At 74.4% G+C, this 17,440-nt stretch carries 15 protein-coding genes; 6 read left to right on the top strand and 9 right to left on the bottom strand.

Features of this window, described 5'->3' with window-relative positions; genetic code table 11:
- Positions 1-31: 31 nt before the first annotated feature.
- Positions 32-727, bottom strand: a complete 696-nt coding sequence (locus O7599_RS10535; protein ID WP_281621872.1) for a response regulator transcription factor — start codon at positions 725-727, stop codon at positions 32-34.
- Positions 728-979: 252 nt separating this feature from the next.
- On the opposite strand from O7599_RS10535, the gene O7599_RS10530 reads away from it, so the two are divergent.
- From O7599_RS10530 to O7599_RS10520, 3 genes are all read left to right on the top strand, one after another.
- Positions 980-1,561: a hypothetical protein gene (locus tag O7599_RS10530; protein WP_281621871.1), complete on the top strand. Its 582-nt coding sequence runs from the start codon at positions 980-982 to the stop codon at positions 1,559-1,561.
- 236 nt (positions 1,562-1,797) lie between these two features.
- Complete coding sequence (locus tag O7599_RS10525; RefSeq protein ID WP_281621870.1) at positions 1,798-2,514, top strand: S1 family peptidase; 717 nt, start codon at positions 1,798-1,800, stop codon at positions 2,512-2,514.
- An 86-nt stretch (positions 2,515-2,600) separates the two neighbouring features.
- Complete coding sequence (locus O7599_RS10520; protein ID WP_281621869.1) at positions 2,601-3,086, top strand: hypothetical protein; 486 nt, start codon at positions 2,601-2,603, stop codon at positions 3,084-3,086.
- Between the two features lie 18 nt (positions 3,087-3,104).
- Here the strand turns inward: O7599_RS10520 and O7599_RS10515 are convergent, their stop codons facing one another.
- On the bottom strand, positions 3,105-3,860 hold the full coding sequence (locus O7599_RS10515) for a GAF and ANTAR domain-containing protein (protein ID WP_281621868.1): 756 nt from the start codon (positions 3,858-3,860) through the stop codon (positions 3,105-3,107).
- 420 nt (positions 3,861-4,280) lie between these two features.
- Between O7599_RS10515 and O7599_RS10510 the strand changes: the two genes are divergently transcribed.
- Complete coding sequence (locus O7599_RS10510; protein WP_281621867.1) at positions 4,281-4,931, top strand: LysE family translocator; 651 nt, start codon at positions 4,281-4,283, stop codon at positions 4,929-4,931.
- Here the strand turns inward: O7599_RS10510 and O7599_RS10505 are convergent.
- The 4 genes from O7599_RS10505 to O7599_RS10490 all read right to left on the bottom strand — a co-directional run bounded on the left by O7599_RS10505 (position 4,918) and on the right by O7599_RS10490 (position 9,744).
- Positions 4,918-6,036 carry a DUF3800 domain-containing protein gene (locus O7599_RS10505; protein ID WP_281621866.1) on the bottom strand — a complete coding sequence of 373 codons (1,119 nt, stop codon included), beginning with the start codon at positions 6,034-6,036 and terminating at the stop codon, positions 4,918-4,920. The genes O7599_RS10510 and O7599_RS10505 overlap by 14 nt on opposite strands.
- Before the next feature lie 139 nt (positions 6,037-6,175).
- Positions 6,176-7,198, bottom strand: coding sequence for a hemolysin family protein (locus O7599_RS10500; protein WP_281621865.1), 1,023 nt, complete (start codon positions 7,196-7,198; stop codon positions 6,176-6,178).
- Positions 7,195-8,574, bottom strand: a complete 1,380-nt coding sequence (locus tag O7599_RS10495) for a hemolysin family protein (protein WP_281621864.1) — start codon at positions 8,572-8,574, stop codon at positions 7,195-7,197. Before O7599_RS10495 ends, O7599_RS10500 begins: the two co-directional genes overlap by 4 nt.
- Positions 8,575-8,796: 222 nt before the next feature.
- The gene (locus O7599_RS10490) at positions 8,797-9,744 is read right to left on the bottom strand and encodes a LysR family transcriptional regulator (RefSeq protein ID WP_281623336.1); all 948 of its coding nucleotides are present in this window, start codon (positions 9,742-9,744) and stop codon (positions 8,797-8,799) included.
- Between the two features lie 199 nt (positions 9,745-9,943).
- On the opposite strand from O7599_RS10490, the gene O7599_RS10485 reads away from it, so the two are divergent.
- A complete protein-coding gene (locus O7599_RS10485; protein WP_281621863.1) occupies positions 9,944-10,570 on the top strand; it encodes a snapalysin family zinc-dependent metalloprotease in 627 nt (208 codons plus the stop codon).
- A 194-nt stretch (positions 10,571-10,764) separates the two neighbouring features.
- Here the strand turns inward: O7599_RS10485 and O7599_RS10480 are convergent, their stop codons facing one another.
- From O7599_RS10480 to O7599_RS10470, 3 genes are all read right to left on the bottom strand, one after another.
- Positions 10,765-12,624: a glycoside hydrolase family 18 protein gene (locus O7599_RS10480; protein WP_281621862.1), complete on the bottom strand. Its 1,860-nt coding sequence runs from the start codon at positions 12,622-12,624 to the stop codon at positions 10,765-10,767.
- A 151-nt stretch (positions 12,625-12,775) separates the two neighbouring features.
- Positions 12,776-14,104, bottom strand: coding sequence for a DUF2252 domain-containing protein (locus O7599_RS10475; RefSeq protein ID WP_281621861.1), 1,329 nt, complete (start codon positions 14,102-14,104; stop codon positions 12,776-12,778).
- 126 nt (positions 14,105-14,230) lie between these two features.
- Positions 14,231-16,135 (bottom strand): sugar-binding protein, encoded by a 1,905-nt coding sequence (locus tag O7599_RS10470; protein ID WP_281621860.1) that lies wholly within the window; start codon positions 16,133-16,135, stop codon positions 14,231-14,233.
- Positions 16,136-16,378: 243 nt separating this feature from the next.
- Here O7599_RS10470 and O7599_RS10465 point away from each other — a divergent pair, with 243 nt between their 5' ends.
- Complete coding sequence (locus tag O7599_RS10465) at positions 16,379-17,254, top strand: SAM-dependent methyltransferase (RefSeq protein WP_281621859.1); 876 nt, start codon at positions 16,379-16,381, stop codon at positions 17,252-17,254.
- Positions 17,255-17,440 lie beyond the last annotated feature (186 nt).

Here is a 17,440-nt window from a genome sequence, read left to right as displayed (position 1 = left end):
TACGGCCCGCGGAGGGGGCGTACGGCGGGCGTCACGCGCCCGGCGGCCGGTGCGCCTTGCTGGCGAGCACCGCCGCCTGTATGCGGCGCTCCACGCCCAGCTTGGCGAGCAGCCGGGATATGTGGTTCTTCACCGTCTTCTCGGACAGGAACAGCCGCTGGCCGATCTGCCGGTTCGTCAGCCCCTCGCCGATCAGCTCCAGCACGTCGAGTTCGCGCGGCGACAGCCCGGCGAGCGCCTCGTTCCCCGGCTCCGAAGGGCCGTCGTCGCGCCGCAGGTTCGTCATCAGCCGGGCGGTGGTCGCCGGGTCGAGCATGGACTGCCCGGAGGCCACGGTGCGTACCGCGGAGACCAGGTCGCCGCCCTTGATCTGCTTGAGCACGTAGCCCGAGGCGCCCGCCATGATCGCGTCCAGCAGCGCGTCGTCGTCGTCGAACGACGTCAGCATCAGGCACGCCAGTTCGGGCATCCGCGAGCGCAGCTCGCGGCAGACCCCGATCCCGTCGCCGTCCGGCAGCCGTACGTCCAGCACGGCGACGTCGGGCCGCAGCGCGGGCCCGCGGGCGAGCGCCTGGGCGAAGGTGCCCGCCTCGCCCGCCACTTCGATGCCGGGTTCGGCCTCCAGCAGGTCGCGCAGGCCGCGCCGGACCACCTCGTGGTCGTCGACGAGGAAGACCCTGATGGGGCGGGCCGCCGAGAATTGCCTTTCCTCTGTCACGTCGGGCACCTTTCAGCTCCTGCGGGGCTGGCTCGATCGTCCTCGGCACCGCTACGCGGGGGTAGGGCCGAACGGACCCATGACCGGCACCTTACGGGCACCCGGATGCTACGACCCGCGCGCCCGCGTCCGCTCGGTTCTCGCCGGAACGGGGCCGGAGGTGCGACAGTCGGTGGGAGAGCCTTTACTCGTGCGTAGGGGAAGCGGATGGGGGTGCCGATGGCCGCGGGAGCGGGGCCGGGGCGCGAGGGATACCGCCCGGTGCGCAGAGTGTGGAGCCGGCGCAACCCCTTCAGGCGGCGTACGGACGTGCTGGAGGGCTGGGCGGCGTTCGGCGCCGTGGCGGTGTTCGCCCTCGGCGGTACCGCCGCCGCCTGGGCCGCCGGGTCGGCCGTGCACGCGGAGTTGAGCAGCCGCAGCGCGGAGCGGCAGCGTACGACGGCCGTGCTGCTGCAGGACACGCCGCCGCTGACGGTGCTCCGGGGCGACGCGTGGTCCGGCGGCGAGGTGCTCGCCGAGGTGCGCTGGCGGGACGCGGACGGGCTGGCGCGCACCGGCCGTACGCGGGTGTCCTTCGGGCTGCACAAGGGCGCCAGGACGGAGATCTGGACGGACGCGGCGGGCCGGCACGCCGTGGACCCGCCGCCGCCCCCGGGGGACACCGGCCTGCAGAGCGCCGTCGCGGCCGGCGCGGCGGCGGGAGCGGTGGGGTGCCTGGCGTTCGGGTGCAGGACCGTGGTGCGCGTGCGACTGGACCGCAGGCGGGCGGAGGAGTGGGGGCGCGACTGGGCGCGGGTGGAGCCGCGCTGGCGGGAGGGGAGCGCGGGGCCCTCCGAGCGGTAGGGCGGCGGTCGCGCGGCGGCGCGCGGACGCCGCGCGCAAGGGGGCGGAACGAAGGCGAGCCGGTGCGACGCGGAAGCGGCGTCGCACCGGCTCTCACCCCCCACAGCCACGGGTCGCCGAGGCGGAACCAGCATCCCCCGGACGATACGGACTCGAATAGGGCCGAACGGCTCTGCTGTACGGGGCAGTCGGCCCTGCGCGACAATGCGGCTGCCGACCCCACGACGGGAGGATCCGTGAACTTACGTCGCGCTCCGCTCACACCGCACCCCGCTTCCCCGCAGCTCGCCCCGGTGACGGCCGTCCTGGCCGCCGTGCTCCTCGCCGTGCTCACCGCCCTGGCCCCGCCCGCGGCCGGGGCGCAGGAACAGGCCGTCAGGGGCGGTGACGTGCTCTACGGCAGCAGCGGGCGGTCCTGCCCGGTCGGCTTCAACGCGGGCCGCGGGGCCGAGCGTTACGGCCTCATGCAGGGCCACTGCATCAAGGACGCGGGACCCGTCTGGTACGCGGACGCCGCCAGGACGGTGGAGATCGGCCGGACCGGCGGCGTGAGCTTCCCGGGCGACGACTACGCCCTGATCCGCTACACCAACCCCGACTTCACCTACCCCAGCGAGCTGGCGTCCGGCGTGCCCGGCGGGTCGATCGAGATCACCGGCGCCGCCGAGCCCTCGGTCGGGCAGCAGGTGTGCCGCGCGGGCCCGACCACCGGCCTGCACTGCGGCACGGTCCTGTCGATCAACGACACCATCGGCTACCCCGAGGGCACGGTCTACGGCGTGTTCTCCTCCAACGTCTGCGTCGAGCCGGGCGACGGCGGGGGCGCGTCCGCGTTCTCCGGCGGGACGGCGCTCGGCCTGCTCGTGTCCGGCTCCTCGTGCAGCAGCGGCGGGACGACGTTCTACCAGCCGGTGGTTCCGGTGCTCCAGGCGTACGGGCTCACCCTGCCCTGAGCCGGACGGTTGCCGGAAGGCCGCGCGGCGGGCGAACGGCCGCCGGGCGGAGGGGCGTTGTCAGTGGGCTCGTATAGAACTGATGTATGAATGCTACGGATGCCCGACGCCAGCACTACGCCTTCGCCCACGCCGTGCTCCGCGACCTCGCCCTGACCGCGCCGGAGCGCCTGCTCGCCGCCGCGCTCGACGGCTCCCTCGACGCCGAGCTGCGGGCGCTGTGGCGGCAGGCCGCGGCGGGGCTGCCTCCCGGGGAGCAGTCGGACGAGTGGCCCGCGGGCCGGCTCGTCGGGCACGACTCCGTCCTTGTCACGCTGCCGCCCGCGGTGGCGCCGCCCGAGGCACACTTCGTGCTGGTGACGGCGCCGCCGGGGGCGCCCGTGCGGTACGCCACGCTGGAGGCGTCGCCCGACGCCGCGGGGCGGCCGGCGGCGATGCTGTGCATGTGGGCGATGACGGCGGACGGCCCGGCCCACGCGAGCACGCTGCAGTTCCTGCCGCCGCGCGAGGACCGCTTCCTGGACGCGGCGATGGAACTGCCCAGCGTGCCGCCGACGTTCGCCCTGTCCTGACCGGCGCCCCGGCCGGGTTCAGCCGTCCTGCACCGCCGGGTCGAACCCGTCCTCGACCACCTCGCGGGCCACGTCCGCCAGCGGCCGGCGGGTGTTGCGGGCGTGCCCGCGCAGCAGGCGGAACGCTTCGTCGACGGCGATGCTCCGGCGCTGGGCGAGCGCGCCCTTGGCCTGCTCGATGACGATGCGGGAGTTGAGGGCGTTCTGCAACTGCGCCGCGACCGCCGTCTGCCCGGCGAGCGCGCGCTGCTGCAGTATGCCGATCGCGGCGACGCGGGCGAGCGCCTGGCCCAGCCGCAGTTGTGCGTCGTGCAGGGTGCCCGGCCGGTCGCGGAAGAGGGTGAGCGCGCCGACCGTCGTGCCCCGCACCTGCATCGGGGCGGAGGCGACGAGGGCGAAGCCCAGCTCCAGCGCCCGGCCGGTGAAGCGGGGCCAGTCGGCGCGGGCCCGCGCGTGCGCCAGCGGGGTGGCGGCCATCGGTCTCGCGGTGCGGCAGCAGTCCACGGCGGGGCCCTCGCCCCACTCCACGCCGGCCGACTCCAGCGCGTGGGTGCGCTCGTCGGAGGCCAGGGCCGTGAGTGCGGCACCGTCGTCGGCGGCGAGGACGACTCCCGCGGCGCTCACGTCGACCAGCTCGGCGCAGTGCAGCGCAAGCCTGCGCGCGTGCTGCTCGACGTCGAAATCGCTGACGAGGGTGTCGGCCAGATCCACGAACGCGGCGGCCAGACCTTCCTCTCGCGACTCCTCGGGCATGGGGTCGTCACCTCGTTTCACGGCTCCTTCGCCGACCGGATATGCGGCCGGACATGCCGCCGGAGGTCACGCGCGACCCGCTGCCCGCATTCGGGTACGGGGGCTGAACTCGGGAGTGGTTCCCGGTCGAGCGTGGGCGCGCAGCGGGACTTGCTCCCGGATGGGCGCTCGCTCGTGCTCCGGCGACGGCCCACCGGGGTCCGGGGTGGTCGTGGCAGACAACATTAGACGGCTGGGGCACGGGGGACGAAGTTGCCCCGCGGAGGCGGGCGTTCAGCGAGCGTTCCGCGGTCGTACACCGCCGGGACGGCATATGCCGGTGCCATAGGGGCGTCCCGGAGCCGCGCGTACGAGGGCGGGCGACGGCCCGGCGGAGGGACCTCGTCCCGGCATCCGAAACCCGGTCGCCCGGCGGCCCCGCGCGGTGCCAGTATCGCGGCCATGGTCGACATGTCCCTCCTCGCCGCCTTCGTCGCGGCGATCTTCGTGCTGTCCATCACGCCGGGCCCCGACATGATGTTCATCGTGGCCATGGGCGGGCGCGGCGGCTCCGGCATGGGCGTCATGGCCGCGGCGGGCGTGGCCTGCGGCATGCTCGTGCACGCGTGCGCCGCCGCCCTCGGGCTCTCCGCGCTCTTCGGCGCGCTGCCGGTCCTCTACCACGTGCTCCGCTGGCTCGGCGCCGCCTACCTCCTCTACCTGGCGGTCCGCGCCTTCCGGGACCGCTCCGTGCCCGGCGACGAGGACGCGGCCGTGGACGGCGCAGACGGCCGGCGCACCGGGCCGGGGCCGCGCCGCGCGTTCTGGCAGGGGATGATCACCAACCTGCTGAACCCCAAGGTCATCATGTTCAACATCGCGTTCCTGCCGCAGTTCGTGGACCCCGGCCGCGGCCACCTGCCGCTGCAGTTGCTCGTCCTCGGCGTCACCGGCGTCGTCGTCGGCTTCTGCGTCGACGGCACGCTCGGCCTGCTCTCCGGCCGGCTGTCGCGGGCGCTGCGCCGCAGCCGCAGGCTGGCGCGCGGGCTCAACATCTTCAGCGGCACGGTCTTCGCGGGCCTGGCCGTACGACTGGCCGTCACGCCGAGGTGAGCCCCGCCCGCCGCGCGGGCCCGGGGTCGAGCAGCGCCCAGCTCCGCTCGTCGCCCCACGCGGAGTCCGGGGCGACGTACGGGCGCAGCAGCTCGTCGAGTTCGGGATCGGCGAGCCCGGCCAGCGCGTCGGAGGCGCGCTTGCGCGCGATCCCCGCGAGGAAGTCGGCGAGCTGCACCCGCGGGTCGGTCTCCGCGTCGACGAAGCGCAGCGCGCGCAGGTGCGCGCGGGGCGGCCGGCACACCTCGTACAGCCGCGCCACCCGCTCCTCGGTCAGCGCCGTCTGCCGGTCGTGCACGACGGTCACCGCCGCGCCCTCCCGCCCCCAGTACGTGACCGCCGCGGCCAGCGCCGGCAGCAGCGAGTCCAGCGCCGGGACGGTCCGCGGGTCCGCCAGGAGCGCCGCGCGCAGCGCGTCGGCACGCGGGCGCGCCCCCCGTACGAGCCCCAGCAGGCGCCCCGCCTCGCCCGGCGCGCCCGCGCGGTGCAGCTCGTCGGCCAGCCGGAAGAAGCCGTCGGCGGAGGTCTCCGCGCCGCGGCGGGTGTTGATCCACAGCAGCTCGTTGAAGGAGGCGAGGAACGCCCGCCAGCGCTCGCGGCCGTACCGGCGCGGACCCTCGCGGTACAGCGCGCCCGCCGGGCCGCGGGCGTGCGCGCCGCGCAGCATCGCCGGCGCGTCCGCCGGGTCGGTCCCGGAGACCAGCAGGTCCACGATCCGGGCGACGGCGAAGAACGCCTTCTCGGTCAGATGTACGCGGGCCCGGCCCGGCAGCGGCCCGTCGGGGCCGAGGAACCACACCATCGTGCCGCGGTGCTTCTCGCGCTGCAGGTGGTTCGCCTTGTAGACGGTCGCGGGGGAGCGGATGCGGTCCCGCAGCTCGCGGATGCAGTCGGCCGCGTCCGCGGCCGGGACCGTCACGCCGGCGTGGGCGAAGACGTCGGTGATGCCGCCGACGAGGTTCTCGCCCTCGTAGCCGGACTCGTCGCAGAACAGCTCCGGCCCCGCCGCGAGGCCGTCGCCCGCGGGCACCGGGGCGCCTGCGGGCACGGGGACGTCCGCGGTCACGGGGGGGCCTGCGGGCACGCCGGAGGGCCGACCGTGCATGTGCCGCCTCCCGCCGTCGCCGAGAGCGCGACCGTACCGCGGCCCGTCCCCGCGCACGAGGGGTTTTCCCCCGCGGCGCCGCCGCCCGCCGGCCCGCACCCCCGGCGGGGACCGGCGGGCGGGGGCCGGCGGGCGGGGCTCAGGCCGCGCTCGGCGCGGGGCCCACCAGCTCCGACAGGACGTCCTCCATCGTGACGAAGCCCAGCACCCGCCCCTGGTCGCCGGTGACCGCGGCCAGGTGGCTGCCGGCCCCGCGCAGCGCGGTGAGCGTGTCGTCCAGCGGGGTGTCGATGGCCACCCGCGTCATCGGGTGCAGCGCGGTGCGCGGGAACGGCGCGTCCCGCTCCGTCACCCCGAGGGTGTCCTTGATGTGCAGGTAGCCCAGCAGCGCCCCGCCCCGGTCGGTGACCGGGAAGCGGGAGAAGCCCGCCTCGGCGGCCAGCCGCTCCAGCCTCGCCGGGGTGACGGTGTCCTCGACGGTGGTCATGGTGCCCGCGGGCACCAGGATCTCGCCGACCGGCCGGGTGCCCAGCTCCAGCGCGTCCCGCAGCCGCTCGCCGTCGGCCGGCTCCAGCAGCCCGGCCTGGCTGGCGTCGGTGACCATCCGGGCGAGCTGGTCGTCGGTGAAGACCGCGGCCACCTCGTCCTTCGGCTCCACCCGCAGCAGCTTCAGCAGCACGTTCGCGAAGGCGTTGATGCCGAAGACCACCGGGCGCAGCGCGCGGGTCACCGCGACCAGCGCCGGGCCCAGCAGCAGCACGGTGGGCACGGGCGCGGCCAGCGCGATGTTCTTCGGGATCATCTCGCCGACGAGCATGTGCAGGTACGTCGCCACCGTCAGCGCGATCACGAACGCGATCGGGTGGACGGCGGCGGACGGCACGTGCGCCGCCTCGAAGCCGGGCTCCAGCAGGTGCGCGATGGCCGGTTCCGCGACCGCGCCCAGCACCAGCGAGGAGACGGTGATGCCGAGCTGGGCCGTGGCCATCATCGCGGAGAGGTGCTCCAGGCCGTAGAGCGTGATGCGGGCACGCTTGTGCCCGCGGCGGGCCTGCGGCTCGATCTGGCTGCGCCGTACGGAGATCATCGCGAACTCCGCGCCGACGAAGAAGGCGTTCGTGACCAGCGTCAGGGCGCCGATCCACAGTTGCAGCGCGGTCACCGGCGCACCTCCTGGGCGGGCCGGCGCCGGTCGGGCGCGGCGGCCCGGCGCGGCGGCGCGGCGCCGGCGCGGCCGCCGGCGGGGGCAGCGATGCGGACCCGGTCGGCGCGGTGGTGCTCCACGGCCAGGACGTCGAGGCGCCAGCCGGCGAGGTGCACCGCATCGCCCTTGGCGGGGATGCGCGCCAGCAGCGTGGCGATCAGCCCGGCGACCGTCTCGTACGGGCCCTCCGGGGCCTCCAGGCCCAGCTCCGCGAGCTGGTCCAGGCGGACGCTGCCGTCCGCGTCCCAGGCGGGCCGGCCGTCCCCGTCGACCCCGGCCGGCTGCAGGTCGGGCAGCTCCACCGGGTCGTGCTCGTCGCGCACCTCGCCGACGACCTCCTCCACGATGTCCTCCATCGTGGCGACGCCGGCGGTGCCGCCGTACTCGTCGATGACCACGGCCATCGTGCGCCGCTCGCGCAGGTGCTCCAGCAGCCGGTCGGCGGGCAGCGTCTCGGGCACCAGCAGCGGCTCGGTGGCCAGCTCGGTGACCGGCGTCGCGGCCCGCGTGCGCGGCTGCAGCGCGAGCACGTCGCGGATGTGCACCGTGCCGACGACCTCGTCCAGGCTGCGGGCGTAGACGGGGAAGCGGGACAGGCCGGTGGCGTGGGCGAGGTTCGCCGCGTCGGCGGCCGTGGCGCCCGACTCCAGCGCCTTGACGTCGACGCGCGGCGTCATGACGTTCTCCGCGGTCAGCTCGTGCAGGTGCAGGGTACGGACGAACAGCTCGGCGGAGTCCGCCTCCAGCGCGCCGCCCGCGGCGGAGTGCCGGGCCAGCGAGACCAGCTCGTCGGGCGTGCGCGCCGAGGCCAGCTCCTCGGCCGGCTCCAGGCCGGCGCGGCGCACGGCGCGGTTCGCGGTGCTGTTCAGATGGCGGATGAACGGGCCGAAGGCGGCGGTGAAGCCGCGCTGCGGCCCGGCGACGGCCTTCGCCACGGCCAGCGGCCGGGCGATCGCCCAGTTCTTCGGCACCAGCTCGCCGATCACCATCAGGACCACCGTGGACAGCGCCACGCCCAGCAGGGTCGCCACCGGCGAGGCCGTGCCGCCCAGGCCCAGGGCCCGCAGCGGGCCGCGCAGCAGCGTGGCGAGCGAGGGCTCGGCCAGCATGCCGATGACCAGCGAGGTCACGGTGATGCCGAGCTGTGCGCCGGAGAGCTGGAAGGTGAGCCGGCGGACGGCCTTGAGGGCGCCCTCGGCGCCCCGCTCACCCGCGGCGGCGGCCCGCTCCAGGTCGCCCCGCTCGACGGTGGTCAGGGAGAACTCAGCCGCCACGAAGATCGCGCAGGCGAAGGTGAGCGCGAGGGCGGCGAGCAGCAGAAGGATCTCGGTCACCGTGCCACCCCCGCCCCGTCACTCGTTCTCCGGCGGGCTGTGGCACGGCTGGTACTGGGAGGTTCGCCCATTGCGGGACCGCTGCTCCTTCGTGATCGCGGGTGGGTGTCGGGGTGTCTCTTCTCGAGTGTCTCCGACATCAGGGTAAAGGGATAGTAAACCGGTCCCGGTGTCCGCTGCCAGGCGCGGGCGGCGGCGCCCGGGTGCGCGCGCGGGCGGGCGTCAGGTGAGCAGCAACGGGTTGTCGTTGCGGTGCAGCCAGCGCAGGTAGGTCTCGGTGGATCTGGCCGCCTCGCGGTAGGCGTCCTCCAGCGCGGTGTAGACGGCGTGGAACTCGCCGTCCGTGGTCGACGCCGCCCGGGCGGCCAGCAGCAGCCGTACGGTCAGCGGGTCGCCGCGCAGCGGCCTGATCGCCATGCCGGGGCGAGGGGTCGAGGTGGGCTGGCACGGGGTGACGGCGACCCCGGCGCGTACCAGGTCGGCGCCCGTCAGGTAGTCGCCCTGGATGACCCGCAGCTCCAGCCCCGCGCTGGCGAACATCCGGCGGATGCCGTACCACTCGCCGTCCACGTGCGGGTCGACGACCCACGGGTGCCCGGACAGGTCGGCGAGCGCGACCTCCTCGCGCTCGGCGGCGGGGTGCGCCGCGGGCAGGGCGACGAACTGCGGCTCGCGCCAGAGCAGCGTGCGCTGGCCGACGCCGTCGGGTACGCGCAGCGGGCAGCCGGTGACCTCGTGCACGAACGCGACGTCGAGCTGCCCCTCGGCGACCATCCGCAGCAGCGAGTTCGGCGACGGATCGACGCGGATGGACACGTCCGTGTCCGGGAACCGGCCGCGCAGCCGGCACAGCCAGCCGGCCACCGCCCGGTTCGCGGTGCTGCCCAGCCGCAGCCGCGGCCCGCTCTCCAGCGCGCGGGCCTCCTCGCGCGCCTCGCTGACCAGGGTGGACATCTCGGCGAGGAGCGGCCGGGCCCTGGTGGTCAGGGAGCGGCCGAGCGGGGTCGGGCGGCAGCCGGAACGGTCGCGGACGAACAGCCGGCCGCCCACGGCCCGTTCGATCCGGTTCAACTGTGCCGTCAGGGCAGGCTGGGAGACCCCGAGCCACCTGGCCGCCCCGTGCACACTTCCGGTGTCGGAGATCGCGCACAGCGCGCGCAGATGCCGCAACTCCAGCTCCACGCAGGGAGCATAACCGCAATTATTTGTCAGGGGCACTACACCTATGCGTCGTTCCGCCCCGGCCGGGGGCGTCGGCAGGGTGGGATCGCCCGCCGCTATCACCGGATGAGATCTGCCCCCGGCCACCTCTCGGCCCGCAGACTCCTCACCGACCGACCGACCAATCGTTCGTGAGGAGAAGACCCCCATGAAGCTCTCCGGAAGACTGGTCTCCACCGCCTTGGGCCTCGGCCTGGCGCTGACCGGCCTGGCCGCCTCCCCGGCACCCGCGGCCGACCACCACGACCGGCAGACGACGCGGACCACCACCGCGGCGTACACCGGGCACGACCGCGAGCAGCAGGCGGAGAACCGGGCCTTCTTCGAGATGATCCGGGAGAAGGCGCGCGAGAAGCAGGCGGCAGAACCCGGTTTCCAGGCCGTCACCATCACGTACAACGACGCGAGCGCCCCCAACTACCAGGGTGACATAGCCCAGAGCACCCAGATATGGAACGACGCCACCACCAACATCACGCTCGCGGAGACCTCGGGCTCCGGTGACTTCAGCTACCGCCAGGGCAACGACCCGCGCGGCAGCCACGCGGTCACGGACGGCCGCGGCCACGGCTACGTCTTCCTGGACCTCCGCCAGACCCAGCAGTACTACTCGCTGCGCGTCGTCTCCCACGAGACCGGCCACATCCTCGGCCTGCCGGACAACTACAGCGGCCCGTGCAGCGAACTGATGTCCGGCGGCGGCCCCGGGACCTCCTGCCGCAACGCCTACCCGAACGCGAACGAAGCAGCCCGCGTGGACCGCAACTTCGGCTGAGCCGGACCCGGTCCCCGGCCGCGTCCGGAACCGGACGCCGGCCGAGCCCGGTCCCGGCCCCACACGGGACCGGCGGGTGGCCCGGGCCCAGCGCCGGGCGGCCCGACCGCGCCCGCCCCGCAGGCACGCGGGGCGGGCGCGGCGCGCGTGCCCCGCGTGCCTGCGACCGGCACGCGTCGGGCGGGCCCGCGGTCCTACGGCCAGTAGGCGTCGAAGTTCCGGGAGAACTCCCAGTTGTTGAACCGGTCCCAGTTGATCGACCAGGTCATCAGCCCGCGCATGGCGGGCCAGGTGCCGTGGGTCTGGTACGAGCCGCAGTTGCTGCCCTTCGTCAGGCAGTCCAGCGTCTTGTTCACCTCGCCGGTCGACACGTGCCCGTTGCCGGCGTTGGGGCTGGCCGGCATCCCGATGGCCACCTGGTCGGGGCGCAGCGCCGGGAAGAACCGCTCGGAGTTGCCCGCGACGGGGAAGCCGGTGAGCAGCATGTCCGTCATCGCGATGTGGAAGTCCGCGCCGCCCATGGTGTGGTACTGGTTGTCCAGCCCCATGATCGGGCCGGAGTTGTAGTCCTGGACGTGCAGCAGCGTCAGCGAGTCGCGCAGCGCGTGGATCACCGGCAGGTACGCGCCGCAGCGCGGGTCCTGGCCGCCCCACTGGCCGGTGCCGTAGAACTGGTAGCCCATCTGCACGAAGAACGTCTCCGGCGCCATCGTGAGGACGAAGTCCTCGCCGTACTTCGCCTTGAGCGACTTCAGCGCCGAGATCAGGTTGACGATCACCGGGGTGGTCGGGTTCCTGAAGTCGGTGTCGTTCGTGTTCAGGGACAGAGAGTGGCCCTCGAAGTCGATGTCGACGCCGTCGAGCCCGTACTCGTCGATGATGGCGCTCACCGACCGGACGAACGCGTCGCGCGCGGCCGTGCTGGTGAGCTGGACCTGGCCGTTCTGGCCGCCGATGGACAGCAGCACCTTCTTGCCCGCCGCCCGCTTGGCCGCGATCGCCGCCTTGAACTCGGCCGCCGACTCCACGTTCGGGCACTCGGTCTGCGGGCAGAGCTGGAAGCGGATGTCACCGGAGGTCACCGAGGTCGGCTCGCCGAAGGCGAGGTTGATGACGTCCCAGCTCGCCGGGACGTCCGCCATGCGCGTGTAGCCGGAGCCGTTGGCGAAGCTGGTGTGCAGGTAGCCGACGAGGGCGTGGGCGGGCAGGGAGGCGCCGGGGTTGCCGGTGTTGTCCCGGGTGGTGGCGCTGACCGTGGCCGACTTCGCGGACTCGCCGGCGGCGTTGGTCGCGGCCACCTCGAAGCGGTACGCGGTCGCGGCGGTCAGCCCGGTGACGGTGGCCGAGGTGCCGGTCACCGAGGTGGCGCGGGTGCCGTCGCGGTAGACGGTGTAGCCCGTCGCGCCGCTCACCGCGCTCCAGGACAGCGAGACGGAGGTGGCGGTGGTGGAGTCGACCGACAGGCCGGAGGGGACGGCGGGGATCGTGCCCGGGTCGCCGCCGGGGCCGGTGAGCGTGAGGTCGTCGGCGTGGAAGGCGGGCTGGCCGTACCAGCCGTGCACGTAGATCGTCACCGAGGTGGTGCTCGGTCCCGTGGTGAAGGACGTGCTCAGCTCGGTCCAGGTGCTCGCGGAGGAGGTCCAGTCCGAGACGTCGGTGGTGCCGGTGCCGCGGGCGCCGAGGTAGGCGTACGAGCCCTGCACCCAGCCGCTCAGCGCGTACTGCGAGCCGGGGCGTACGGGCACGGTCTGGGTGCACTGGCCCTGGTCGTTGGCCGACGGCTGGACCCGCAGGGCGGAGGTGCCGCCGTGCACCGGGCTGGAGACCGCCGAGCCGCTGCCGGCGGAGCAGCTCCAGCCGTCGAGGCCGGTCTCGATGCCGCCGTTGCGGACGAGGTTGGGCTCGGCGGCGGCTGCCCCGGGTGCGGCGGCGCCCGCGGCGGTGCCGGAGAGCGCGCCGGCGAGCAGGGCGAGCGCGGCGAGCAGGGCGGCGACCGGGGCGAGCGGAGCGGACGGGCGGGAGCGGTGTCTGAACAGGCGCAGGATACGGTCCACAACTGCCTCCGTGGCTTGGGGTGTTGGGGCCTGGCGGGGGTGCGCGAGGGACAGGTTGGTCCAGACCAATAATGATGTCAAGGGGACGCGTACACGTCAGGGCGCGCACGCCGTCCGCGTGCGCGCCCTGTTCCCCGCCGGGTGCCGTCGCTCAGAGGCCGGCGATCCGCCCGTTGCGGAAGAGGTCGACGAAGATCTGGTGGTCGCGGCGCGCCCGTACGCCGTAGTCGTGCGCGAAGTCCACCAGCATCTCCGTGAACCCGTCGGCGTCCGCCGAGATCGCCGCGTCGATCGCCCGCTCGGTCGAGAACGGCACCAGCGAGTGCCCGCTCTCGTCCACGTCCGCCGCCGCGTGCATGGTGGCGGTCGCCCGCCCCAGGTCGCCCACGACGGCCCCGGCCTGCTCCGGGTCGTCGATGTCGGACCAGTCCAGGTCCACCGCGTACGGGGAGACCTCCGCGACCAACTGCCCCGCCCCGTCCAGCTCGGTCCAGCCCAGCCACGGGTCGGACGCGGCCTGCAGCGCGCGCTGCGAGATGACCGTGCGGTGCCCCTCGTGGCGGAAGTAGCCGCGGATCGCCGGGTCGGTGATGTGCCGGGCGACGGCCGGGGTCTGGCCGCGCTTCATGTAGATGACGATGTCGTTCTCCAGGGCGTCGCTGTGCCCTTCGAGAAGGATGTTGTACGACGGCAGCCCCGCGCTGCCGATGCCGATGCCCCGGCGGCCGACGACGTCCTTCACCCGGTACGCGTCCGGCCGCCGCTCCCGGCTGCCGGAGGGCAGCGTCTCCAGGTAGCCCTCGAAGGCGTCGAGCACCCGGGCGCGGGTGGCCGCGTCCAGCTCGATGGCGCCGCCGCCGGAGGTGAAGCGGCGCTCGAAGTCCCGTACCTCCGTCATCGACTCCAGCAGCCCGAAGCGGGTGTGGGCGCGGGCGGTGCGCAGCGCGCCGAGGAGCGGTCCGGTGGCGGTGTCGAGGGTGAAGGGCGGCACCTCGTCGTCCTTGGCGCCGGCGGCCAGCGCGCGGATGCGCTCCCGGTAGGCGTCGGCGTACGCGCGGACGAGGCCGGAGATCTGCCCGTCGCTGAGCGCCTTGGTGTAACCGATGAGCGCCAGCGAGCCGGCCAGCCGCCTGACGTCCCAGGTGAACGGGCCGACGAACGCCTCGTCGAAGTCGTTGACGTTGAAGACGAGCCGGCCGTTGGCGTCCATGTACGTGCCGAAGTTCTCGGCGTGCAGGTCGCCGTGGATCCAGACCCGGCCGGTCTGCTCGGTCAGGAACGGATCGTCGCGCTCGCCGGTCTCCAGGTCGTGGTAGTAGAGGCAGGCGGTCCCGCGGTAGAAGGCGAACGCGGAGGCGGCCATCTTGCGGAACTTCAGCCGGAAGGCGGCGGGATCGGCGGCGAGCAGTTCGCCGAATGCGGAGTCGAAGACGGCGAGGATCTCCTCGCCGCGCTGAGCGTCCTTGGTGTCCGTGACCATGCGGCTCACGATACCGGCGCGGTGCCCCGTGACCCGGGGGTGCCCGGGCGTACGGCCCGCGCCCCGCCGGGCGGGCGGGGGCGCGGACCGTACGCCCGGCGGGCGCGCGTCAGCGGCGGAGGCGCGTCAGCGGCGGGGACGCGGCCCGACCGCCAGCGGGACGCCCGTGCGCCGCGACTGCGCCACCGACGCCGGGGAGTCCTCGCTGCGCGCCGCGTCCTTCGGGATCTCCGGCTCCGCCGGCTCCGTGGGCCGCTCCGGCGGCGGGGTGTAGCCCTCCAGCGTCGCGTTGCCCCAGACGTACGGGTCGGCCTGGGCGCTGCCGAACGGGGACCACGCCAGCCGGGTCTGGCCCGTCTTGTCCTCGGTGTCCGAGTCGTACACGAGCACGTTGAGCGCGAACTTCGCCGGGTCCGCGGCGGCCGGCAGGTCGGCCAGCGCGATCTTCGCCTCGATCGTGTAGCCGCGGTACGGGTCCGAGACCGCCGAGACCACCCGCATCCCGGGCGCCGTGGTGGCCGCCGGGCCCTGCCGGTTGTCGCCGTCACGCTCGGCCGCCGCGCCGCCGCCGTTCGCGGTGTACGGGAAGATGCCCGTCTTGAACGTGGTCGAGGTGTCGTCGGCGTCGCCGCGCGGGTCGAGGGTGATCTCCACGGCGTCCGTACGCCAGTGGCGCTTGGCGTCGCTCTCCTCCAGCGCCGTGCCCCTGCGGTCGTCGACGACCTTGACGAACACGTACAGGTCGTCCCCGTGCCGCGACAGCTTCGCGGTGGCCGAGACGTCCTGGTCGCCGGCCTCCTCGCCCTCCCAGTGCACCAGCGGCAGCTCCGGACCCGGGTACTCGCCGGCGCGCTCCACGCCGTCGAGCACGGGGGCGGTGGCGACCTCGGGGATCGTCGTGGCGGGCGCCCCGGGGTAGGCCGGCTGCGCGTCGTTGGCCAGCCAGGGCAGGCCGACGCGCTCGGTCCAGTCGCGGAACTCCGCGTACAGCGGGCGCAGCTCGCCCTGCGGGCGCACCTTCGACTTCACGGCCCTGCCGTTCGCCGCCAGCACCGTGTACCAGTCGGAGCCCAGCTCCTCCGGGTCGGTCGGCACCTGCGGCGGCCTCGCCGCCCAGCCCTGCGTGACGTACGTGCGGGCGGCGTCCCGCTCCACCTGCGCCCAACTCGTGCCGTGCTCCTCGCTGCGCACGCCGGAGAAGACGCCGAAGACCGGCAGGCCGCTTGCGCGGTCCGTACGCCGTTGCTTGGGCGCGTCCGGGCCGAGGAGGTCGCCGAAGCCGTAGTTCTGCGCGAGCAGCAGCCGCGGCCGGTGCGGGCGGTAGCCCTCGCGGGTGATCTGCGAGCGGAACGCGCGCGGGTCGCCGGCGAGGAAGAACGCCTCGATCGCCAGCCGCGCGGACAACTGGTGGCCGCCGTGCTGGTTGAAGGGGCGCGGGTCCATGGTCACGACCGTGTCGGGCGTGGTGGCGCGGATCAGCCGGACGATGCGCGCCAGCGTGTCGTCCGCGTCCCAGATCGCGGCCGTCAGCGGGCCGGAGAGCGTGTACCAGAAGTCCGGCTTGTCGAGGTAGTAGACGTTGTCGATGCCGGCGAGGCCGACCGCCTTGCGCTCCTCGTCCTCCCGGATCAGCCCGAGCGGCGGACCCTCCTCCGGGCCGACCGCGTTGCCGCCGCCCTCGCCGCGGGTGACGGTGAGCACGCCGGTGCTCAGCCCGTACCGCTCGCGCCACTGCCCGAAGGTCGAGAGGTTGCCGGCCTCGTCGTCCGGGTGCGCGCCGACGAAGAGCACATCGTTATGGGCGGAGCGGGCGCGGCCGTGGCGACCGCGCGGCGCCCGGCGCGGGCGCGGCACGCTCCACTCGTCCGCCCACGCGGAGGGCGCGGTGGCGCCCAGCGCCGTGCCCACGACGCCGGACACCAGCGCCGCCGACACGACCCGCCGGCTCGGCCCCGGCCCGCCCGCGTCCTGCGCCCGTCCGGGCCGCGTCCCCTCGCCCCGTGTTCTGTCCCCCTGCGCCGAGTTCGTCACCGATGGCCTCCCCTTGACGTACGTGGTGAGCCCCGCTCGATGAGGCTCACGACCGACCGTTCTATGCCAGTCCGGGAGCCGGGGCAAGAGGTTTGTCAGGACATCTTGTCAACTGGACGTCGAGCGCCGGGCACCGCCGCCGCCCGCGGTGTGCCCAACTGCCCTCGGGGGAAGGGAAGTCCGAGACAAGCCGCACCTCGTGTGACAGAGTTCGGATCATCTGACGGCGTAACCGGAGCGCATGTGACCACCGAGAACGGCGAGGCGGCCTGGCTGAGCACCGCGGCCGGGACGTCCTGGACCCCGCCCGAGATCGACTTCACGAAGCCGCAGACGGCCCGCATGTACGACTACTACCTGGGCGGCAAGGACCATTACATGCCGGACCGCGAGACCGCCGAGCGGGTCGTCGCGGTCTGGCCGAGCGTCGGCAAGTTCGCCCGCGCCAACCGGCACTTCATGCACCTGGCGGTCGAGCGCCTGGCCACGGCCGGGGTCGACCAGTTCCTGGACATCGGCACCGGCATCCCGACCTCACCGAACGTCCACGAGATCGCCCAGGCCGTACGGCCGGAGGCGCGCATCCTCTACACCGACCACGACCCCGTGGTGCTCGCCCACGCCCGCGCGCTGATGAACTCCACCGCGGAGGGCCGCATCGACTACATCCAGGGCGACCTGCGCCGCCCCGAGACCGTCCTCGGCCACCCCTGCATGGCCGGCCCGGACCCGGCCCTCGACCTGGCCAGGCCGGTGGCCCTCAACCTCGTGGCGATCATGCACTTCATCACCCACGAGGACGACCCGCGGCGCATCGTCTCCGCCCTGCTGGACCCGCTGCCCTCCGGCAGTCACCTCATCCTCAGCCACATCACGGCGGAGTTCGCCCCCGACGAGGTCGACGCCGCCGCCCGGCTCTACCACAGCCAGGGGCTGCCCGCGCAGGCCCGCGACCAGCGGGAGCTCGCCGAACTGGTCGACGCCCTCGGCCTGGAGCTGCTGCCGCCGGGCATCCTGCCCGTCAACCGCTGGCCCGCGGACACCTCCGACGCCCCGTCGGCGCCGCTCTACACCGACGCCGAGGCCTCGTGCCTGGGCCTGATCGCCAGGAAGCCCTGAACAGCGCGGGTGCGGTCGTCTACCCGTCGGTCACCCGCCGCCCGGCCCGCGCGCCCGCCGGGCCACCCCGCACGCAACGCGCGCGTGGAACCGTGCGGCCGGTGTGCCGTGCGCCGCGGCCGGCTGCTGTGAGCCACGTTCCGAACACACTCGAACGCCGATCCGTCTTGTCAACCCGGCGGCGCG

The organism is Streptomyces sp. WMMC500, assembly GCF_027497195.1.
Lineage (GTDB): Bacteria > Actinomycetota > Actinomycetes > Streptomycetales > Streptomycetaceae > Streptomyces.
The sequence above is the reverse complement of the archived record's forward strand: the minus strand, read 5'-3'. Positions and strand labels throughout refer to the sequence as shown.